The organism is Mesorhizobium sp. CA8 (assembly GCF_020164955.1).
Taxonomy (GTDB): Bacteria; Pseudomonadota; Alphaproteobacteria; order Rhizobiales; family Rhizobiaceae; genus Mesorhizobium.
Window position 1 is genome coordinate 1 of sequence record NZ_JAIUHG010000021.1, and the last position, 20,143, is coordinate 20,143.

18 protein-coding genes, 1 tRNA gene and 1 pseudogene are annotated in these 20,143 nt (G+C 63.4%); 5 read left to right on the forward strand and 15 right to left on the reverse strand.

The features are described 5' to 3' along the window. The 3 genes and pseudogenes from LB553_RS21235 to LB553_RS21245 form a co-directional block, all read left to right on the forward strand. A pseudogene (locus LB553_RS21235) lies at positions 1-270 on the forward strand (succinate--CoA ligase subunit alpha); the annotation flags it as partial. Next, a complete protein-coding gene (locus LB553_RS21240) occupies positions 267-440 on the forward strand; it encodes a hypothetical protein (RefSeq protein ID WP_224516270.1) in 174 nt (57 codons plus the stop codon). The pseudogene LB553_RS21235 and the gene LB553_RS21240, both read left to right, overlap by 4 nt. Before the next feature lie 40 nt (positions 441-480). Next, positions 481-3,165: a phosphoenolpyruvate carboxylase gene (locus LB553_RS21245; RefSeq protein ID WP_224516271.1), complete on the forward strand. Its 2,685-nt coding sequence runs from the start codon at positions 481-483 to the stop codon at positions 3,163-3,165. 149 nt (positions 3,166-3,314) lie between these two features. On the opposite strand, the gene LB553_RS21250 is transcribed toward LB553_RS21245, so the two are convergent. Then, positions 3,315-3,399, reverse strand: a tRNA-Leu gene (locus tag LB553_RS21250). A gap of 238 nt (positions 3,400-3,637) precedes the next feature. On the opposite strand from LB553_RS21250, the gene lipB reads away from it, so the two are divergent. Both lipB and LB553_RS21260 read left to right on the forward strand, forming a co-directional pair. Beyond that, entirely contained in the window at positions 3,638-4,381 is a 744-nt protein-coding gene (gene lipB / locus LB553_RS21255; protein ID WP_224516272.1) for a lipoyl(octanoyl) transferase LipB, read from the forward strand. 493 nt (positions 4,382-4,874) lie between these two features. Continuing rightward, positions 4,875-5,018, forward strand: coding sequence for a hypothetical protein (locus LB553_RS21260; protein ID WP_224516273.1), 144 nt, complete (start codon positions 4,875-4,877; stop codon positions 5,016-5,018). A 224-nt stretch (positions 5,019-5,242) separates the two neighbouring features. Here LB553_RS21260 and LB553_RS21265 read toward each other — a convergent pair whose 3' ends face one another. From LB553_RS21265 to nuoH, 14 genes are all read right to left on the reverse strand, one after another. After that, the gene (locus LB553_RS21265) at positions 5,243-5,926 is read right to left on the reverse strand and encodes an ABC transporter ATP-binding protein (RefSeq protein ID WP_224516274.1); all 684 of its coding nucleotides are present in this window, start codon (positions 5,924-5,926) and stop codon (positions 5,243-5,245) included. Beyond that, positions 5,923-7,209: a lipoprotein-releasing ABC transporter permease subunit gene (locus LB553_RS21270; RefSeq protein WP_224516275.1), complete on the reverse strand. Its 1,287-nt coding sequence runs from the start codon at positions 7,207-7,209 to the stop codon at positions 5,923-5,925. The genes LB553_RS21265 and LB553_RS21270 overlap by 4 nt, the downstream gene beginning before the upstream one ends. Further along, the gene (proS, locus tag LB553_RS21275; protein WP_224516276.1) at positions 7,206-8,534 is read right to left on the reverse strand and encodes a proline--tRNA ligase; all 1,329 of its coding nucleotides are present in this window, start codon (positions 8,532-8,534) and stop codon (positions 7,206-7,208) included. The genes LB553_RS21270 and proS overlap by 4 nt, the downstream gene beginning before the upstream one ends. A 573-nt stretch (positions 8,535-9,107) precedes the next feature. Further along, a complete protein-coding gene (locus LB553_RS21280) occupies positions 9,108-9,392 on the reverse strand; it encodes a DUF1467 family protein (RefSeq protein ID WP_224516277.1) in 285 nt (94 codons plus the stop codon). Next, on the reverse strand, positions 9,389-9,793 hold the full coding sequence (gene mce / locus LB553_RS21285) for a methylmalonyl-CoA epimerase (protein ID WP_224516278.1): 405 nt from the start codon (positions 9,791-9,793) through the stop codon (positions 9,389-9,391). Before mce ends, LB553_RS21280 begins: the two co-directional genes overlap by 4 nt. Positions 9,794-9,902: 109 nt before the next feature. Then, positions 9,903-11,573 (reverse strand): ribonuclease J, encoded by a 1,671-nt coding sequence (locus LB553_RS21290; RefSeq protein ID WP_224516279.1) that lies wholly within the window; start codon positions 11,571-11,573, stop codon positions 9,903-9,905. Positions 11,574-11,669: 96 nt separating this feature from the next. Further along, entirely contained in the window at positions 11,670-12,491 is an 822-nt protein-coding gene (locus LB553_RS21295) for a biotin--[acetyl-CoA-carboxylase] ligase (RefSeq protein WP_224516280.1), read from the reverse strand. A gap of 4 nt (positions 12,492-12,495) precedes the next feature. Then, entirely contained in the window at positions 12,496-13,932 is a 1,437-nt protein-coding gene (nuoN, locus tag LB553_RS21300; protein WP_224516281.1) for an NADH-quinone oxidoreductase subunit NuoN, read from the reverse strand. Between the two features lie 13 nt (positions 13,933-13,945). Then, positions 13,946-15,451 (reverse strand): NADH-quinone oxidoreductase subunit M, encoded by a 1,506-nt coding sequence (locus tag LB553_RS21305; RefSeq protein ID WP_224516282.1) that lies wholly within the window; start codon positions 15,449-15,451, stop codon positions 13,946-13,948. Further along, a complete protein-coding gene (gene nuoL / locus LB553_RS21310; RefSeq protein ID WP_224516283.1) occupies positions 15,451-17,424 on the reverse strand; it encodes an NADH-quinone oxidoreductase subunit L in 1,974 nt (657 codons plus the stop codon). Before nuoL ends, LB553_RS21305 begins: the two co-directional genes overlap by 1 nt. 11 nt (positions 17,425-17,435) lie before the next feature. Continuing rightward, positions 17,436-17,744: an NADH-quinone oxidoreductase subunit NuoK gene (gene nuoK / locus LB553_RS21315; protein ID WP_224516284.1), complete on the reverse strand. Its 309-nt coding sequence runs from the start codon at positions 17,742-17,744 to the stop codon at positions 17,436-17,438. Between the two features lies 1 nt (position 17,745). Next, complete coding sequence (locus LB553_RS21320; RefSeq protein ID WP_140545674.1) at positions 17,746-18,366, reverse strand: NADH-quinone oxidoreductase subunit J; 621 nt, start codon at positions 18,364-18,366, stop codon at positions 17,746-17,748. Positions 18,367-18,606: 240 nt separating this feature from the next. Beyond that, the gene (gene nuoI / locus LB553_RS21325; protein ID WP_095764866.1) at positions 18,607-19,098 is read right to left on the reverse strand and encodes an NADH-quinone oxidoreductase subunit NuoI; all 492 of its coding nucleotides are present in this window, start codon (positions 19,096-19,098) and stop codon (positions 18,607-18,609) included. Next, complete coding sequence (gene nuoH, locus LB553_RS21330) at positions 19,098-20,141, reverse strand: NADH-quinone oxidoreductase subunit NuoH (protein ID WP_224516285.1); 1,044 nt, start codon at positions 20,139-20,141, stop codon at positions 19,098-19,100. The genes nuoI and nuoH overlap by 1 nt, the downstream gene beginning before the upstream one ends. Positions 20,142-20,143: the final 2 nt, after the last annotated feature.

Genomic DNA, 20,143 nt, shown 5'->3' on the forward strand with positions numbered 1-20,143 from the left:
ATCGGCGAGATCGGCGGCCCGCAGGAAGCCGAAGCCGCGATCTGGGCGCGCGACAATATGAGGAAGCCGCTGATCGCCTACATCGCCGGCCTCTCCGCCCCGAAAGGCCGCCGCATGGGCCATGCCGGCGCCATCATCTCCGCGTTCGGCGAGTCGGCGCAGGAAAAGGTCGAGATCCTCAAGGAAGCCGGCGTCGTCATCGTGCCGACCCCTGCGTCCTTCGGCGAAGTGGTGGCCGATACGCTGGCACGGACGAAGAAGGCGGCTTGACGGCCGACCAGGCGAAAGTCGGGGAAGCAGAAAGTGAAGCCAGTCTCGTGCCGGCGATCTTCGCGATCGCCGGCCCCCGATCGGCTCGCCTTGCGGTCGACGCCGCCCTGGCAAAAAAGCAATTCCAGGAAACTGCGCAGCAATTTTTGTCGGGAATTGCGAACACTTAGCGGCTACAGCGGCGATCGACGAACGTTCGGACCAGCGGCTTTGGAACAGAGCAAACCCATCAAGTTTCGTGAGGACGAGCGCAGCCTGCTGTTGCGCCTGCTGCTTCAGGTCGCAAGCGCGCGTGAGCCCGAGATCGCCGCGGTCCTGAACGGACGCAGGTCACTCGTCTCGCTGGCTCCCGAGCAGCGCATCCCGGCGCTCCAGGCGAGCGGCGTGTGGTTCCAGTTGCTGACCATTGTCGACGAGTTGCTTGCCATGCGGGCGCGGCGCGAGCTCGAGCAAGGCGCGGGCGCCGACGAAGTGCCTGGGTCGTTCGCCAGCGTGATTGCCGAGATGGCGGCGAGCGGCCACTCGGCGGACGATGTCCAGGCGATGCTCGACGAACTTTGCGTCGGCCCCACCATGACCGCGCATCCGACGGAAGCCAAACGCGTCACCGTGCTGGAGATCCACCGCCGCATCTATCGCAAGCTGACCGAGCTCGATCAGCCGCGCTGGGCGCCGCGCGAGCGCGATCTCCTGGTCGCCGATCTGGAGAGCGAGATCGAGCTTTTGTGGATGACGGGCGAGTTGCGGCTGGAGCGGCCGACGGTCGAGCGCGAGATCGCCTGGGGACTGCATTTCTTCCGCGAAGTCATCTTCGAGGCAACGCCACAGCTCTATGGCAAGCTTCAGAGCGCCTGCGAGCGCCACTATCCGGGCGAGCCGATCCGAATTCCTTCCTTCATGCGCTATGCCTCCTGGATCGGTGGCGACCGCGATGGTAATCCGAACGTGACGGTTGCGGTCACGGTCCATGCCATGGCCGAATACCGCAACACCGCCATAGGCTGGTATCTGGCGCAGCTGCAGCGGCTGGTGACGGTGCTCAGCGCCAGTTCGAACGTCATCGACCTGCCGGCCGGCTTCAGGCGGGTGCTGCAAACAGCGCTGGATAAGAGTGGAGAGGCGCAAGAGATAGCCGCCCGCAACCCTGACGAGCCGCTCCGCCAGTTCGCTTCGGCCCTGCTTGCCCGGCTGGTCGCCACGCGCGACGGCGGCAAGGCGGCGTACCTCTCGGCGGAGGCGTTTCGGGCCGACCTCAACGCGCTGTCTTCGGTTCTGGAAGCGATCGGCGGGCGCGCGGTGGCCAGGCGTTTCGTCCAGCCGCTGCTTTGGCACGTCGGAAGCTTCGGTTTCCGCACCGTCTCGCTCGACATCCGGCAGAACTCCACAGTCGTCAACCGGGTGGTGGCCGAACTGTTCGCGCTGACAGATCCGGCCGATCCCATCGCCCCCGGCACATCGCAATGGTCGGCGCGCATTCGCGCGGCCCTCAGCCAGGGCGAGCGGCTGGAGATCGACGAAGGATGGCTCTCGCCGGAAGCAGCCGAGCTGCTTTCGACATTCTCGGTTATCGCCAAGCAGATCTCGGGCTCCGATGCCGATGCGGTCGGCTCTTTCGTGCTCAGCATGACCCGCTCGGCCGACGATCTGCTCGCGGTCTACCTGCTGGCGCAATATTGCGGACTGTCGACCGCGCCCGGTGGCGGCGGCACGATCAGGCTGCGGATCGTGCCGTTGTTCGAGACCATCGCCGATCTGCAGGCAGCCCCTGCCATCCTGAACGGGTTGCTCGGCGTCTCGCTGGTGCGGCGGACGGTGCGCGATTTCGGCGCGCGCCAGGAAATCATGCTTGGCTATTCGGATTCCAACAAGGATGGCGGCTTCCTCGCTTCGAATTGGGAGTTGGCAAAAGCGCAAAAGCGCCTCGCCGCCATCGGCCGCAAGCACAACACCAGGATCAGCTTCTTTCACGGCCGCGGCGGCTCCGTCAGCCGCGGCGGCGCGCCGACCGGCCGGGCGATCGCGGCGCAGCCGCAGGGCACCGTCGCCGGATCCATGCGGGTGACCGAGCAGGGCGAGGTCGTGTCGTCGAAATTCGCCAATCGCGGCACCGGCCTCAACCAGCTCGAGGTTCTCGCCGCCGCCGTGCTGGCGCATGGTGTCCGATCCACCGGCGATGCTAGGCCTAAGGAGACGCCGGAGTTCGACGAAGCGCTGGAAGCGCTGGCGGGCATGTCGCAGGCGTCCTACGCCGGATTGATGGCCGAGCCGGGCTTCCTCGACTATTTCAACCAGGCGAGCCCGGTCGCGGAACTGGCGCTCTTGAAAATGGGCTCACGCCCGGATCGTCGCTTCGGCGCCAGCGGCATTGCCGACCTGCGCGCCATTCCATGGGTGTTCGCCTGGAGCCAGAACCGTCATCTGTTGACCGGCTGGTATGGCATCGGCAGCGCGTTGAACGCCTTCGTCACGGTGCGCGGCGAGGCCGGGCGCGAGCTTCTGGCCCGCATGTTCGAGCACTCGCGCTTCTTCCGCCTGATCGTCGACGAGGCCGAGAAGACGCTCTACCAATCCGACATGGAAATCGCCCGGCTCTATGCCGGCCTGGTGTCCGACGGCGATGCCGCGCGGCGAATCCACACCCGCATCGCCGCCGAATATGAGCTGACGCGACGCCTGATTGGCGACCTCACGGGGGGCGATCTTTCCGCGCGATTCCCGATGTTCAAGCGGCGTTTCGACAATCTGCGCCGGCAGATGGACGATATTCACCGGCTGCAGGTCAATCTGCTGCGCGAAGCTCGGGCAGGCACCGGGACAGCGGGTCAGAAGCGGGCGACCGACGCCCTGCTGGTGTCGATCAACTGCATCTCGGCTGGACTGGGGTGGACGGGGTAGGCACCGTTTGCCGAGTTGCCCGGATCGCCTCGCGTCAAAGCCTTCGGCGGTGTGGTCTCATCGCCCGCCGCCGCTTGACTTTGATCCAATGAACCGCAGGCAGCAACGAGAACGGTCGCGCCGATGCCAATCTACAGGGTCAGGGAGAATGGTGCGGTCGAGAAGACTCGAACTTCCACGGGTTGCCCCACAGCGACCTCAACGCTGCGCGTCTACCAATTCCGCCACGACCGCACGTGGTAGGAGCCGGAACCGTCCGGCCCGGGGCCTGTAGCAAATCGTTTCCGGCGAAACAAGTGTGCTGAGCGGAATATTCGCGAATGCGTATCACCCACAACTGCACAGCGGTTTTGGGAGGCCGACGTGCATCGGACACAGCGGCTGGCACAAGCCACCGTGGCCCGGCTCACGTTGGCGGAACTGGACGTTTTGGCCGATTGCCGCCATATGAGAGCAGCATCGAGAAAGTTCCATGACAGAACGCAGCCAGATCGCCACGTCGTTCCTTCCCCTGCCTGGTTCGGCGCCGGTGGAATGGGTGATCGAACCCGGCCTTACGTCCTATCCGGATGCGCTCGCCTTCATGGAGGCACGCGCGGAGGCGATCCGCAGCGGTGCCGCCGGCGAGATGGTCTGGTTGGTCGAGCATCCGCCGCTCTACACCGCCGGAACCAGCGCGCGAATTGAAGACCTGATCGATCCCGACCGCTTTCCCGTCTTTGCCGCGGGCCGCGGCGGCGAATACACCTATCACGGTCCCGGCCAGCGCGTGGCCTATGTGATGCTCGACCTGAAGCGCCGGCGCGAGGATGTGCGCGCCTTCGTCGCGGCGCTGGAGCAATGGATCATCGCCACGCTCGCCGCCTTCAACGTGCGCGGCGAGCGGCGCGAGGATCGTGTCGGCGTCTGGGTGGTACGGCCGGACCGGCCGGCCCTGCCCGACGGCTCACCCGCCGAAGACAAGATCGCGGCCATCGGTATCCGGCTGCGGCGCTGGGTGAGCTTTCACGGCATCGCCATCAATGTCGAGCCGGATCTCGGCCATTTCAGCGGCATCGTGCCCTGCGGCGTCTCGGACCATGGCGTGACCAGCCTCGTCGATCTTGGCATTCCCGTCACCATGGCCGATCTCGACCTGGCGCTGAAATCCGCTTTCGAGGATCTGTTCGGGCCTGCCGCTGTTCCGGCTGCGGAGCCTGCTCGCAAGGTCGGCTGAGGCAACCCGCTCGCCAGGACAATCTGACCAGTGCCGTCCCTTCGCCGTCCAAGGGCTCGGCGGAGAGGATTTCGCCGGACCATCCCGCATTGCCGCCGAATGGCGTCAACCTTTCCTTAACCCTGCCCAAACGGATCGCCCGAAATCAATCTGGCGCACCCAGGCGGTCGTTGACATTCGAACAAAATTAGAACAAATTACGAACATTCCAACAACGGAGGCAGTTATGTCTGATCTGGTTCAGGATGTCGTCTCGCTGGTTTGCATGAGCACCTTTCTCGTTTCCATGGCGATTTGGATCGGCGCCATGTGATCGGGCGGCTTCGCCGCTACCGGGACGGGCACGGCCCGCCCGTTGTTCGGGCGGGTAACAAGACCGCTCGTAGGACAGGCAAAGCCCGCCTGGGACGGGCAAGAGCCCGTCCATTATTGTTAAGTCTTTCTTGGCCGGGCTGACGCTAGGCTGCTCCTTCAAGACAGAGAGCCAAGGCAAGTGTCGGTCACCCTCGTGGCCGGCAATCTCGGACTGATCTTCCTTTTGATGACCGTGCCGCTCGGATTGCGCACGGTCACCGTCAGCCGCGTGATCAAGGCCGATCGCCAACGCCTCTGGCAGGCGCTGTGGCCGGCGGATTAGGCTCGTTGCGCAGAGCCAGGGCAAGCCGAGATTCGGATCAGGCTGAGCCGAGGACGGTAGGTTCCGAGAACCGGCCTACGCCGGCCGTAGCCTTCATAAAGCAAAGACGCTTATGAGGGCTTCGGCCGGCGAAGGCCGGAACGAAGCGTACTCAAAGTACGTGAGTACCGGAAGCGCAGGAACCTGCCGTCCGCAGGCCAGCCTTATCCGAACATCGGTTTGACCTATAGCGGCACGACCCTGCCCTCGGCCAACGTCACCCGCCGGTCCATCCGTCCGGCGAGCTCGTGGTTGTGGGTGGCGATCAGCGCCGCAAGGCCCGACTGCCTGACCAGCGCCTCCAGCGCATCGAAGACATAGGAAGCGGTGACCGGATCGAGATTGCCGGTCGGCTCGTCGGCCAGGAGCACCAGAGGCGCGTTGGCGACGGCGCGGGCAATGGCGACGCGCTGCTGCTCGCCGCCGGAAAGCTCGGCCGGCCGGTGCTGCGCGCGCTTGCCGATCTGCATATAGTCGAGGAGCTGCGCCGCCCGCTCGGATGCTTCCTTGCGGCCGAGCCCCTTGATCAGCTGCGGCATCATGATGTTTTCGAGCGCGGAGAACTCCGGCAGCAAATGATGGAACTGATAGACGAAGCCGACATCGTTGCGGCGGATCGCGGTGCGCTCCTCGTCCGACAGCCGTCCGCAGGCACGGCCGGCAAGGATCACGTCACCCGCGTCGGGGCGCTCCAGCAGGCCGGCCGTGTGCAAAAGGGTCGACTTGCCGGTGCCCGACGGCGCCACCAGAGCCACCATCTCGCCGCGCCTGAGCGAAAAGTCGGCGCCGTTCAGAATGGTGAGCTTGCGCGGCCCCTGGACATAGTGCCGCTCGACGCCCTTCAACTCGATAATGGCCTCGGCCATCATTCGTACCTCAAGGCTTCGACGGGATCGAGCCGGGCGGCACGCCAGGCCGGGAACACCGTCGCGAGGAACGACAGGCCAAGCGCCATGATGACGACATAGGTCGTCTCGCGCGGGTCCATCTTCGCCGGCAACTGGCTGAGGAAATAGAGCTCGGGATTGAACAGGATCCTGCCGGTCATCCACGAGAAGAACTGCCGGATCGACTCGATGTTGAGGCAGATGACGACGCCGAGCAGCACGCCGGCGATCGTGCCGGTGACGCCGATTGCCGCGCCCGTCATCAGGAAGATGCGCAGGATCGCGCCGCGCGAGGCGCCCATGGTGCGCAGGATGGCGATGTCGTGGCCCTTGTCCTTCACCAGCATGATGAGGCCGGAAATGATGTTGAGCGCCGCCACCAGGACGATCAGCGTGAGAATCATGAACATGACGTTGCGCTCGACCTGCAGCGCCGAGAAGAAGGTCTCGTTGCGCTGGCGCCAGTCGACGAGGTCGACCGGCCGCTGCGCCGCCTGCTCGACCAGCGGTTTCAGTGCATCGACATTGTCGGGATTGTCGACATAGATCTCGATGGTCTGCGCGCGCCCGTCCATGTTGAAATAGAGCTGCGCTTCAGAGAACGGCATGTAGACGATCGAGCTGTCATATTCCGACATGCCGACCTCGAAGATCGCCGCCACCTTATAGCCCTTCATGCGCGGCGTGGTGCCGAGCGGCGTCACGTCGCCGTCCGGCGAGATCAGCGTGATGGTGTCGCCGAGCACCAGCCCGAGGCTTTCGGCCATCCGCTTGCCGATCGCCACACCGTCGCCGGTGTCGAAACCATCGAGCGTGCCCTGCTTGATGTTGCTGGCGACGATCGAAATCTTCCCGAGATCCTCGCCGCGGATGCCGCGCACCAGGGCGCCCGTGCCGCCGCCGACATTGCCTTGCGCCAGCACCTGGCCGTCGATCAGCGGGATGGCGTATTTGACGCCCGCGACTCCGTTGATGCGGCTCGCCACCTGGGCGTAATCCTCCAGGGGCGAATCGAGCGGCTGCACGATGAGATGGCCGTTGACGCCGAGGATGCGGGTCAGCAATTCGGCGCGGAACCCGTTCATTACGGCCATGACGACGATCAGCGTCGCGACGCCGAGCATGATGCCGAGGAAAGAGATCGAGGCGATGACCGAGATCACCGTCTCCTTACGGCGCGAGCGCAGGTAACGCCACGCCACCATGCGCTCGAAGCCGGAGAAAGCGCCTGCCGCTGATCTGGCCGCTGCCGCCGGCTTACTCATGCGGCGATACCCAGACGCTTCTTGGCCTCGGCGATCGGCAGCGTCTCGCGCTCGCCCGATTTGCGGTTCTTGATCTCGACCTCGCCGGCGGCCACGCCGCGCGGGCCGACGATCACCTGCCAGGGCAGGCCGATCAGGTCGGCGGTGGCGAATTTGCCGCCGGGACGCTGGTCGGTGTCGTCATAAAGCACGTCCTTGCCCGCCGAAGTCAGAGCCGTATAGAGCTCGGCGCAGACGCGGTCGCATTCGCCGTCGCCGACCTTCATGTTGATCAGGCCGATATCGAAGGGCGCCACCGCTTCCGGCCAGATGATGCCGTTCTCGTCATGGCTCGCCTCGATGATCGCCGCGACCAGCCGCGACGGACCGATGCCGTAGGAGCCGCCAGAGGCGAAGTGATCCTTGCCGTCGGGTCCGGTCACCTTGGCGTTCATCGGCTTGGAGTATTTCTCGCCGAAATGGAAGATGTGGCCGACCTCGATGCCGCGCGCCGAGACCTGCTCGCTTGGCGGAACGTTCGCCCAGGCCGCCTCGTCATGCATCTCGTCGGTGGCGGCATAAGGCGTCGTCCACTTCTTCACGATATCGCCGATCTCGGCGTCGTTTGAGAAGTTCGTTCCGGCGCCCGGCACGTCGAGCGTGAGATAGGCGCGGTCGCAGAACACCTGGCTCTCGCCGGTTTCGGCCAGGATGATGAACTCATGGCTGAGATCGCCGCCGATCGGACCGGTATCGGCCCGCATTGGAATGGCCTGCAGGCCCATGCGCGTGAACGTCCTGAGATAGGAGACGAACATGCGGTTGTAGGCGGCCTTGGCGCCCTCGAAATCGAGGTCGAACGAATAGGCGTCCTTCATCAGGAATTCTCTGCTGCGCATGACGCCGAAACGCGGGCGCACCTCGTCGCGGAACTTCCACTGGATATGGTAGAGGTTGAGCGGCAGGTCCTTGTAGGACTTCACGTAGCCGCGAAAAATCTCGGTGACCATCTCTTCGTTGGTCGGCCCGTAGAGCATGTCGCGGTCCTGGCGATCCTTGATGCGCAGCATCTCCTTGCCGTAGTCGTTGTAACGGCCGCTCTCGCGCCAAAGATCAGCCGACTGGATGGTCGGCATCAGGATTTCCAGCGCGCCGGCGCGGTTCTGTTCCTCGCGGATGATCTGGCAGACCTTGTCCAGCACGCGCTTGCCCAACGGCAGCCACGAAAAGCTGCCCTGCCCCTGCTGGCGGATCATGCCGGCGCGCAGCATCAGCCGGTGCGAGACGATCTCGGCCTCGCGGGGATTTTCTTTGAGAATGGGCAGGAAGTAGCGCGACAAACGCATGGACTGGTCCGTGAATGAAATGGTGGCGCGGGGAATCGGCGCGCCTAAGGCTGCTTGCCCGGGCTTCATAGCCATTTCATGGCCGAATGGAAACCCGAGTGCCCCAAAGTATCGGGCCTTCTGCACCTTACCAAAAAGGCGATTTTGGCCGCGAAGTGCCGCAAATCGCTATTTGATCGATTCACAAGCAAGCCCTGCCGCACTATTGTGCAGTGCAGCACGATATTGCCCGTTTCGGGGCAAAATTCTTCGTGACATTTTCACCTGCCTTGGTCTAGTGTGCGCCGATAACCGAGAGGGCGGAGAAAAATCTGCTCTCCTACGCGGTCAAAGTCTTGGGAGGATGCGATCTAGGCGCGGTAACTCGCTGCCGCCGGACACCGGAAACGGATCGGACGCGTTTAAATTGCAAGGCCTCGTGCCTTGCATTTTTTTTGTGCAATCATCTGCTTAGCACGACCATCTGCCAAACAGCATCAGTCATTCGTTAGCCAGCGAATTCGGAAGCCGGCTTCCGATTCAACTTTGGCGCGCGCATGCTGCTTAATACTTGGGGAGACTGTATTCTCGGCGTCAGTGATGGGCATTCGGACTAAAGTCCGGCATGATCCGCATGATGTCGTCGAAGCTAAATCCCAGCCCTATCGTAAGACCGTAGAGAATGCCCATGACGACCACTGTCACGATCGTCGCGCGGATGAAAGCGCGCAGCATATGCGGGCCGCGCGGCGCGCTGGAAACGGTCCCAAGCGTAACATCCTGATCGTCGTCCTGCGTGCGCAGGCTGAACGGCAGAACAACGAACAGCACCAGCCACCAGGTGACGAAGAACAGCGCGGCCAACAGGATCCAGTTCATGCCTGCTCCAGTTCGACCAGCGTGCCGAAGAAATCCTTGGGATGCAGGAACAACACCGGCTTGCCGTGCGCGCCGATCTTCGGATTGCCGTCGCCCAGCACGCGCGCCCCGCTTGCCTTCAAATGATCGCGGGCAGCCAGGATATCGTCGACCTCATAGCAGACGTGATGCATGCCGCCCGAAGGGTTCTTCTCGAGGAACGCCGCGATGGGCGACGTCTCGCCCAGCGGCTCCAGCAACTCGATCTTGGTGTTGCCGACATCGACGAACACCACGGTCACGCCATGCTCCGGCAGCGCCTGCGGCTCGCCCACTCGCGCGCCCAGCGTATCGCGATAGGCGGCCACCGCCGCGGCCAGATCCGGCACGGCAAGCGCGACATGGTTCAGGCGTCCAAGCATAAAGCGCTCCGCTTTAGGGAGTAAGGGCAGTAAGGGAATAGGGGAAAAACAGGCAACTGCTCGTTCTTCCCTACTTCCCTACTGCCTTACTCCCCTATTCCCTCATTCGTCACCGCGTGACGAACACCGTCACCAGCGGCTTCTTGCCCCAGGCTTCGTTGGCGGCGCCGCGCACGGCGCGGCGCACCGCCTCCTGCACCAGGTCGAGGTCTTTTCGGCGCTGGCGCGGAATGGAATCCACCGCGCCGATTGCCGCATCGAGCATCAGGTCCTCCAGCGTCTCGCCGCTGGCATCCGCCTCGGCGACGCCGATCGCCACCAGATCAGGATCACCGGCAAGCTCATATTTATCGTCGAGCACGACATTGACCGCGACATGCCCGGCGAAGGACAGCTTGCGGCGGTCGCGTATGCCCATCGCCTGGTCGGTGCCGATCAACAGGCCGTCCTTGTATAGCCGGCCGAACGGCACCTGGTCGATGATCGTCGCCGGGCCGGGCCACAGTCTCAACATATCGCCGTCGCGCACCTGCGCCACCTGGCCGATGCCCGACATCGACATAAGCGAGCCCTGCGCCACCAGATGCGCCGCCTCGCCATGCACGGGAACGCCGATCTGCGGCCGGACCCATTCATACATCTTGCGCAATTCGCTGCGGCGCGGGTGGCCGGAGACATGCACCAGCGCGTCGCCGTCCTCGATGATCTTCATGCCGAGATCGATCAGCCGGTTCTTGATCTCGAGAATTCCTTTTTCGTTGCCGGGAATGGTGCGCGAGGAAAACACCACCGTGTCGCCGGCCGTCAGCGCCACCGACTTCATCTCGTCGCGTGAAAGCTTTGCCAGCGCCGCCAGCGGCTCGCCCTGGCTGCCGGTGCAGATGATCACCAGGTTCTCGCGCGGGATGTAGCCGTAATCTTCCTCGGCGATGAACTCCGGCAGGCCGTCCATGTAACCGAGCTCGCCCGCCACATCGATGACGCGCTTCAGTGAGCGGCCGAGCACCAGGCACTGCCGGCCGGCATCGCGCGCCGCCCTGGCAATCGAGACGATGCGCCCGACATTGGAGGAGAAGGTGGTGACCGCGACACGACCCTTCGCGCTCTCGATGACGCCCTTCAGACCTTCGCCGACAGCGACTTCCGACGGCGACTCCCCTTCCCTCAGCGCGTTGGTGGAATCGCAGATCAGCGCCAGCACGCCCTTGTCGCCATAGGCGCGGAAGCGTGCCTCGTCGGTCTTCGGGCCGACTGTCGGCGCCGGGTCTATTTTCCAGTCGCCGGTGTGGATGACGGTGCCGGCGGGCGTGGTGATCGCCAGTGACATCGGCTCGGGAATCGAATGCGCCACCGGAATGGCCTCGATCTCGAAAGGTCCGATGGTGAATTTCTCGCCGGCCCGATAGATCGACGCCGGGATCTTCGGCGCGCCCTGTTCGCCCTGCCGCTTGGCCTCGAGCAGGCCGGCGGTGAAAGGCGTCATCCAGACCGGCGACTTGAGCTTCGGCCAGATGTCGAGCAGCGCGCCGTAATGGTCTTCATGCGCGTGGGTGATGACGATGCCGCGCAGCCCGTCGATATTCTCCTCGATGAAGCGCGTATCGGGCAGGATCAGGTCGACGCCGGGATGCGCGCTGTCGGGGAAGGTCACGCCTACATCGACGATGATCCATTCGCGTGCGTCGGCAGGCCCATAGCCATAAAGGGCGAAGTTCATGCCGATCTCGCCGACGCCGCCCAGCGGCGCGAAGACGAGCTCGGCGTTTTCTCTATTCGCCATCAATTCTTTCCTTCCTGGCCGCTTTGGCCAAGCCGTTGGCGCAATTCCGGGAAAAGCGCGTCACGGCTTTCCGTCCGGAATTGCACAAAAACAAAATTATACCCGGGCCGAGGCGACCGCGCCGAAATGCACGTCGCCGGCCGCGATCGTCAAAACCGATCCATCATCGTCGCGGATCACAAAACGGCAGTCCTCGTCAATGGTTTCGAAGACGCCGCGCACCACATTGCCGTCAATTCTGACAGCAACCTCGCCGCCGAGCCCTGCCGCGCGGGCAAGCCAGCGCTTTCTGATGGCATCGAGCCCACGCCCGTCATCCCACAGCCTGGCATTCTCGCTCCAGGCATCCGAAAGCGCCAGGAACAGCGTTTCGGCATCGCAAGTGGCGCCGAGCGCCTGCAGCGATGTCGCCGGATAAGGCAAATCCTCAGGATAAGCCACGACATTGACGCCGATGCCGATAGCGACGGCAAAGCGCCCGCCATCGAGCATCGCCGACTCCAACAGGATGCCGGCAAGCTTGGCGCCAGAGGCCAGCACGTCGTTCGGCCATTTCAATTCGAAGCGGTTGCGGCCCTGGCCTGCGCCATCCAGGGCGACGGCGATCCGGCCTTTCGGCACGACGGCGTCGAGCGCGTCGGCCAGCGCAAGCCCCGCGACGAAGCCGAGCGTCGCGGCCAGCCGAAGCTCGCCGCCGGGAACCAGGAGCAGCGTCGCCGCGAGATTGCCTTCCGGCGTCGCCCAGGCACGGCCACGCCGGCCGCGACCGCTCTCCTGCTTCTTCGACACGACCCAGAGCTTGCCGGGATCGCCGGCGCGCGCGTGTTCCAGCGCCAGCGCGTTGGTGGAGCCGACGCTGCCATGCGCCTCGAGCCGGAACCCCTCCGACGCCGCGGTTGGAGCCAGTCGAAACGCCATCCCGTCAGAAGAAGGTCTTCGCGGCGGCTTCGGCATAATTGCCGATCGGCCCGCCGATCAGCACATAGAACAGCACGAAGGCGCCGCTGACGCCGAGCACCAGGCGCAGCTCGCTCGCCATCGGCACGAAGCCGCCGACCGGCTCGTCGAACCACATGATCTTGATGATGCGCAGGTAATAATAGGCGCCCACCACCGAGGCCAGCACGCCGATGATTGCCAGCGCGTAGAGATGCGCGTTGATGGCGGCCAGGAACACGTACCACTTCCCCCAGAAGCCGGCGAGCGGCGGGATGCCGGCCAGCGAGAACATCAGGATGGTGAGGATGGTGGCCATGATCGGGTTGGTCGATGCGAGACCGGAGAGATCGCTGATCTGCTCGACATTGCCTTCCTTGCGCCGCATGGCGAGGATGAAGGCGAAGGTGCCGAGCGTCATCACCAGATAGATCAGCATGTAGATGGCGACGCCGCGCACGCCGGCCTGGCTGTTGGCGGCAAGGCCGACCAGCGCGTAGCCCATATGGCCGATCGAGGAATAGGCCATCAGGCGCTTGATGTTGGTCTGGCCAATGGCCGCGAAAGCGCCAAGCGCCATGGAGGCGATCGAGATGAAGACGACGATCTGCTGCCAGTCCGACGCGATCGGCTTGAAGGCGCCCATGGTGACGCGCACGATCAGCGCCATCGCCGCCATTTTCGGCGCGGCGGCCAAGAAGGCGGTGATCGGCGTCGGCGCGCCCTCATAGACGTCCGGCGTCCACATATGGAACGGCACGGCCGAAATCTTGAAGGCGAGGCCGGCAAGCACGAAAACCAGGCCGAAGACCAGGCCGAGCTGACGCTCGCCGTTGCCAAGCGCCGTTGCGATCTCCTGGAAGCCGGTGTTGCCGGTGTAGCCATAAACGAGGCTGATGCCGTAAAGCAGCATGCCCGACGACAGCGCGCCGAGGACGAAATATTTCAGACCCGCCTCGGTCGAACGCAGATTGTCGCGGTTGATCGCCGCCAGCACATAGATCGCCAGCGACTGCAGCTCGAGCCCGAGATAGAGCCCGATCATGCCGTTGGCCGAGATCATCAGCATCATGCCGAGCGTGCACAAGAGCACCAGAACCGGAAATTCGAACTTGTCGAAATGTTCTTGGCGCGCAAAGCGCATCGACATGACCAGCGTCACCGCCGAGCCGATCAGCGCCAGCATCTTCATGAAGGCGCTGAAGGAATCCTGCACGAAGGCGCCGCCATAAGCAGCGCCCTGCGTGCCGGAGAAGGCGAGCCACAGGCCGGTCACCACCAGCACGATGACGGCCAGGCCGGTCACGGTCATGGTGCTGTTGGAGCGCGAATAGGCCCCGATCATCAGGAGCACCAGCGCACCGACGGCGAGGATCAGTTCCGGCGTCGAGAGCGAAAGGCTGGAGAGAAGGTCCGGCGTCATGTCTATTCCCCAGTCAGTTCGCCGCCGCGGTCTGCGCGGAATTGATGGATGCGGTGACGTTGGTGACGAGCGTCTTGACCGATTGGGCCGTCGCGTCGAACACCGGCGCCGGATAGACGCCGAAGAAGATGACCAGCACCACCAGCGGATAGACGATCGCCTTCTCGCGCGGCGAGAGATCCAGCAGGTTCTTCAAGCTGTCCTTGGTCAGCGCGCCGAAGATCACCCGGCGGTAAAGCCACAGCGCGTAGGCCGCCGACAGGATGACGCCGGTGGCGGCGAAGAACGCCACCCAGGTGTTGACCTTGAACACGCCGAGCATAGTCAGGAACTCGCCCACGAACCCGCTGGTGCCGGGAAGACCGACATTGGCCATGGTGAAGATCATGAACACCGTGGCATATTTCGGCATGTTGTTGACGAGGCCGCCATAGGCGTCGATCTCGCGCGTATGCATGCGGTCATAGATGACGCCGACGCACAGGAACAGCGCGCCCGAGACGAGGCCGTGGCTGAGCATCTGGAAGATCGCGCCCTGCACGCCTTCCTGGTTCATCGCGAAGATGCCCATGGTGACGAAGCCCATATGGGCGACCGACGAATACGCGATCAGCTTCTTCATGTCCTCCTGCATCAGCGCCACCAGCGAGGTGTAGATGATGGCAACGACCGAGAGCGTGAACACGAGCGGCGCAAACATCGCCGACGCTTCCGGGAACATCGGCAGCGAGAACCGTAGGAAACCGTACCCGCCCATCTTCAGGAGGATGCCGGCCAGGATGACGGAGCCCGCGGTCGGCGCCTCGACATGCGCGTCGGGCAGCCAGGTATGCACCGGCCACATCGGCATCTTCACCGCGAAGGAGGCGAAGAAGGCGAGCCACAACCAGGTCTGCATGTTGGCCGGGAAGTGATGCGTCAACAGCGTCGGTATATCGGTCGTACCCGACTGGAAGAACATCGCCATGATGGCGAGCAGCATCAGCACCGAGCCGGCGAGCGTATAGAGGAAGAACTTGAACGAGGCATAGACGCGCCGCTTGCCGCCCCAGACGCCGATGATGATGAACATCGGGATCAGGCCGGCCTCGAAGAAGACGTAGAACAGGACGATGTCGAGCGCGCAGAACACGCCGATCATCAGCGTCTCGAGGATCAGGAAGGCGATCATATAGGCCTTGACCCGCTTCTCGATCGCATCCCACGAGGCCAGGATGCAGAGCGGCATCAGGAAGGTGGTCAGGATGACGAACAGCATCGATATGCCGTCGACGCCCATATGGTAGGAAATGCCCGAATCCAGCCAGGCGTGCTTCTCGACGAACTGGAAGCCGGCCTGCGAATTGTCGAAGCCCGTCCAGATGAACAGCGAGACGACGAAGGTGAACGCTGTCGTGATGAAGGCGATGGCGCGGATGTTGCGGCGCGCGTTTTCGCTGTCGTCGCTGATGAACAGGATGAGCAGAACACCAACCAGCGGCAGGAAGGTGACCAGCGAGAGGATTGGCCAGTCGGTCATCAGAGCATCATCCAGGTGACGAGAGCGGCCACGCCTATCAGCATGGCGAAGGCATAGTGGTAGAGATAGCCGGTCTGCAGCTTGACGACGCGGTTGGTGACGTCGACGACGCGCGCCGAGATGCCGTCGGGGCCAAGACCGTCGATGACGGCACCGTCACCGGTCTTCCATAGGAACCTGCCGAGGCGTTTGGCCGGCCGCACGAAGAGGAAGTCGTAGAGCTCGTCGAAATACCACTTGTTGAGCAGGAAAGCATAAAGCAGCCGATGGTTGGCGGCGACGCTTCGGGGAAGTTCCGGCGAACGAATATAGAATTTCCAGGCCACCGCGAGGCCGATAAGCATGGCGACGAAGGGCGCCAGTTCCACCCAGAGCGGCAGCTCGTGGATCTCGTGCAGGATGTGATTGTCCGGCAGCATGAACAGCGACGCCTTCCAGAATTCGGCATAGCCCTCGCCGATGAAGGCACCGTGGAAGAGAACGCCCGCAAACAGCGCGCCGGCGGCCAGCACATAGAGCGGCACCAGCATCACCGGCGGCGATTCATGGACATGGTGCATGACCTCGTGGCTGGCGCGCGGCTCGCCGTGGAAGGTCATGAAGATCAGCCGCCAGGAATAGAAGCTGGTGAAGCAGGCGGCGACAACCAGCAGGATAAAGGCGAAGCCGGCGACCGCATTGTGGCTGGCGAAGGAGGTCGCGATGATGGCGTCCTTGGAGAAGAAGCCGGCGGTGCCGATCACCGTTGCCGGAATGCCGACGCCGGTCAGCGCCAGCGTGCCGACGATCATCATCCAATAGGTTGCCGGGATGAGCCTGCGCAGGCCACCCATCTTGCGCATGTCCTGCTCGTCGGACACGGCGTGGATGACCGAGCCGGAGCCGAGGAACAGCAGCGCCTTGAAGAAGGCATGCGTGAACAAATGGAAGATCGCCGCGCCATAAGCGCCGACGCCAAGCGCCACGAACATGTAGCCGAGCTGCGAGCAGGTCGAATAGGCAATGACGCGCTTGATGTCGTTCTGGACGAGGCCGACGGTCGCCGCGAAGAAGGCGGTGAAGGCGCCGATGAAGGTGACGACGGTCAGCGCCGTATGCGAAAGCTCGAACAGCGGCGACAGCCTCGCCAGCATGAAGACGCCGGCGGTCACCATAGTCGCCGCGTGGATGAGCGCGGAGACCGGTGTCGGGCCTTCCATGGCGTCGGGCAGCCAGGTGTGCAGCGGCACCTGCGCCGACTTGCCCATGGCGCCCATGAAGAGCAGCAGGCAGACCACCGTCAACGCCGTCTGCTTATCGAGCGCATGGCCAAGGAAGGTAAGCACGGCAGCACCCGCCGGCGCGCCTTCTGCGGGCACGAACGAGGCCGCATTGGCAAAGACGGTGCTCAGATTGACCGAGCCGAACAGCACGAACACGCCGAAGATGCCGAGCGCGAAGCCGAAGTCGCCGACACGGTTGACGACGAAAGCCTTGATCGCCGCGGCATTGGCCGACGGCTTCTTGTACCAGAAGCCGATCAGCAGATAGGAAGCGAGACCGACGCCTTCCCAGCCGAAGAACATCTGGATGAGGTTGTCGGCCGTCACCAGCATCAGCATGGCGAATGTGAAAAGCGACAGATAGGCGAAGAAGCGCGGCCGGTTCGGATCGTGGTGCATGTAGCCAATCGAATAGATGTGGACCAGCGCCGACACGGTATTGACGACGATCAGCATCACCACCGTCAGCGTGTCGATCCTGAGCGCCCAGGACGCGTCGATGCCGCCCGACTGGATCCAGCGCAGCACCGGCACGGTGAACACCTCGCCATGGCCGAAGCCGACGGTGAAGAAGGCAACCCACGACAGCACGGCCGCGATCACCAGGAAGCCGGAGGTGATGTATTCGGAAGCCTTGGCGCCGAGCGAATTGCCGAACAGACCGACGATCAGGAAGCCAAACAGCGGAAGGAAGACGATAGCCTGATACATGATGGTTCCCGTCAACCCTTCATCGCGCTCACGTCTTCGACCGCGATCGAGCCGCGGTTGCGGAAGAAGACGACAAGAATGGCAAGACCGATCGCGGCTTCAGCGGCCGCGACCGTCAGCACGAACAGGGCGAAGACCTGTCCGACGAGGTCATGCAGCGCCGCCGAGAACGCGACGAAATTGATGTTGACCGCAAGCAGGATGAGCTCGACCGACATCAGGATGACGATGATGTTGCGGCGGTTCAGGAAGATGCCGAACACGCCGAGCGTGAACAGGATCGCCGATACGGTCAGGTAATGTGAAATGCCGACGACCATCTCAGATGCCCTCGCCCGATTTGACTTTGCGGATTTCCATGCCCGTCGCCGGCGTGCGGGCGACCTGCGCGGCGATCGACTGCCGCTTGACGCCTTCCTTATGGCGCAGCGTCAAGACGATGGCGCCGATCATGGCGACCAGCAGCACAAGGCCGGAAATCTGGAAATAATAGAGGTAGTCCGTGTAGAGGATGTCGCCGAGCGCCGCCGTGTTGGAGCGCGTGGCGAGATCCGGCGTCGCCTTGGCGACCGTCGAGGCGAGCTGTGGTGCGAATGTGTAGCCGCCGAGCACGACGATCAGCTCGGCCGCCAGGATCAGCCCGACCAGCGCGCCGATCGGCGCGTATTGCAGCGCGCCCTCTTTCATCTCGGCGAAGTCGACGTCGAGCATCATGACGACGAACAGGAACAGCACCATAACCGCGCCGACATAGACGACCAGCAGGATCATCGCCAGGAACTCGGCGCCGGTCAGCATGAACAGCCCTGCGGCGTTGAAGAAGGTGAGGATCAGGAAGAGCACCGAATGCACGGGGTTGCGCGACGAAATGACCATGAAGGCCGACGCCACGGCGATAAAGGCGAAGAGGTAGAAAAAGGCCGCCTCTAGTCCACTCAGCATGGGTTCCCCCGGGGTTCCTGTCCGGACATTGGGCCCTGAGCCCCTTGTCCGATATTCGCCGCCGCCTCCGGCTGGCAAAGTTGCGTGTTCCTAGCGCATGTTCCGATCGGGTTGAAAGACCCGATCGGAAGAAACATGCGCCACTTTTTTCATTCCGGAGGATGATCTTGTCCGAAAAGTCTGCAACTTTTCGGGATCATCCTCTGGACGAAGCCCCTCGCCTCGTCCATGTGTCAAATGTCAGCGATAGGGCGCATCCAGCGCGATGTTGCGCGCCAACTCACGCTCCCAGCGATCGCCGTTCGCGAGCAGCTTTTCCTTATTGTAGTAAAGCTCCTCGCGCGTCTCGGTCGCGAATTCGAAATTCGGCCCTTCGACGATGGCGTCGACCGGGCAGGCTTCCTGGCAGAAGCCGCAATAGATGCACTTCACCATGTCAATGTCGTAGCGCACGGTGCGGCGGGTGCCGTCATTGCGACGCGGGCCAGCCTCGATGGTAATCGCCTGCGCCGGGCAGATCGCCTCGCAGAGCTTGCAGGCGATGCAGCGTTCCTCGCCGTTCGGATAGCGGCGCAGCGCATGCTCGCCGCGGAAACGCGGGCTGATCGGCCCCTTCTCATGCGGATAGTTGATCGTTTCCTTCGGCGCGAAGAATTGGCGCATCGACAGGAAGAAGGCGCTGACGAAATCCTTCAGCAGCAGCGATTTTGCGGCCTGGGCCAGAGCGGACATCACGCAAACCCCGTGATCTTGAGGAAGGCCGCGGTGGCCACGACCATGAACAGCGAGATCGGCAGGAACACCTTCCAGCCCAGCCGCATCAGCTGGTCGTAGCGGTAGCGCGGCACAAAAGCCTTCACCATCGAGAACATGAAGAACATCAGGCAGATCTTCAGCACGAACCAGATCACGTGCGGCACCAAGGTGAAGGGCGCGAAGTTGAACGGCGGCAGCCAGCCGCCGAGGAACAGGATGGTCGCCAGCGCGCACATCAAGACGACGGCGACATACTCGCCGAGGAAGAAGAGCAGGAACGGCGTCGACGAATATTCGACCATGTGGCCGGCGACGAGTTCCGATTCCGCTTCCACCAGGTCGAAGGGCGGACGGTTCGTCTCGGCAAGCGCGGAAATGAAGAACACCACGAACATCGGCAACAGCGACAGCCAGTGCCAGTCGAGGAAGGTGTTGGGCAGGCCAAGCCGCGTGCCGAGACCGTCCTGCTGCGACATGACGATGTCGGAGAGGTTGAGCGAGCCGACGGTGAGCAGCACGGTGACGATGACGAAGCCGATCGAGACTTCGTAGGACACCATCTGCGCCGCCGAGCGCAGCGCGCCGAGGAACGGGTATTTCGAGTTCGACGCCCAGCCGCCCATGATCACGCCATAGACCTCGAGCGAGGAGATGGCGAAGACATAGAGGATGCCGACATTGATGTTGGCGATCGCCCAGCCCTCATTGACCGGAATGACCGCCCAGGCCGAAATCGCCAGCACCGCCGACACCAGCGGCGCCAGAAGGAACACGCCCTTGTTGGCGCCCGACGGGATCACCGGCTCCTTGAAGACGAATTTCAAAAGGTCGGCAAAGGCCTGCAGCGTTCCCCACGGACCGACGACGTTCGGCCCGCGCCGCAATTGCACCGCCGCCCAGATCTTGCGGTCGGCATAGAGCAGGTAGGCGACGCCGATCAGCAGCACGACGATCAGCACGACCGACTTCAGAAGGATCAGCAGCGCCGGCAGCACATAGATTGAGAGGAAGGTGTCCATGC

Excerpts from the sequence above, each read along its gene's own strand:
- lipB (WP_224516272.1), top strand. The coding sequence starts at position 3,638 with ATGACAGAACGCAGCCAGATCGCCACGTCGTTCCTTCCCCTGCCTGGT.
- nuoK (WP_224516284.1), bottom strand. The coding sequence starts at position 17,744 with ATGGTCGTCGGCATTTCACATTACCTGACCGTATCGGCGATCCTGTTC.
- LB553_RS21270 (WP_224516275.1), bottom strand. The coding sequence starts at position 7,209 with ATGAGTAAGCCGGCGGCAGCGGCCAGATCAGCGGCAGGCGCTTTCTCC.
- proS (WP_224516276.1), bottom strand. The coding sequence starts at position 8,534 with ATGCGTTTGTCGCGCTACTTCCTGCCCATTCTCAAAGAAAATCCCCGC.
- mce (WP_224516278.1), bottom strand. The coding sequence starts at position 9,793 with ATGCTTGGACGCCTGAACCATGTCGCGCTTGCCGTGCCGGATCTGGCC.
- LB553_RS21280 (WP_224516277.1), bottom strand. The coding sequence starts at position 9,392 with ATGAACTGGATCCTGTTGGCCGCGCTGTTCTTCGTCACCTGGTGGCTG.
- nuoI (WP_095764866.1), bottom strand. The coding sequence starts at position 19,098 with ATGTCCGCTCTGGCCCAGGCCGCAAAATCGCTGCTGCTGAAGGATTTC.
- LB553_RS21265 (WP_224516274.1), bottom strand. The coding sequence starts at position 5,926 with ATGATGGCCGAGGCCATTATCGAGTTGAAGGGCGTCGAGCGGCACTAT.
- LB553_RS21305 (WP_224516282.1), bottom strand. The coding sequence starts at position 15,451 with ATGACCGACTGGCCAATCCTCTCGCTGGTCACCTTCCTGCCGCTGGTT.
- LB553_RS21295 (WP_224516280.1), bottom strand. The coding sequence starts at position 12,491 with ATGGCGTTTCGACTGGCTCCAACCGCGGCGTCGGAGGGGTTCCGGCTC.
- nuoN (WP_224516281.1), bottom strand. The coding sequence starts at position 13,932 with ATGACGCCGGACCTTCTCTCCAGCCTTTCGCTCTCGACGCCGGAACTG.
- LB553_RS21320 (WP_140545674.1), bottom strand. The coding sequence starts at position 18,366 with ATGCTGAGTGGACTAGAGGCGGCCTTTTTCTACCTCTTCGCCTTTATC.
- nuoL (WP_224516283.1), bottom strand. The coding sequence starts at position 17,424 with ATGTATCAGGCTATCGTCTTCCTTCCGCTGTTTGGCTTCCTGATCGTC.
- LB553_RS21290 (WP_224516279.1), bottom strand. The coding sequence starts at position 11,573 with ATGGCGAATAGAGAAAACGCCGAGCTCGTCTTCGCGCCGCTGGGCGGC.
- nuoH (WP_224516285.1), bottom strand. The coding sequence starts at position 20,141 with ATGGACACCTTCCTCTCAATCTATGTGCTGCCGGCGCTGCTGATCCTT.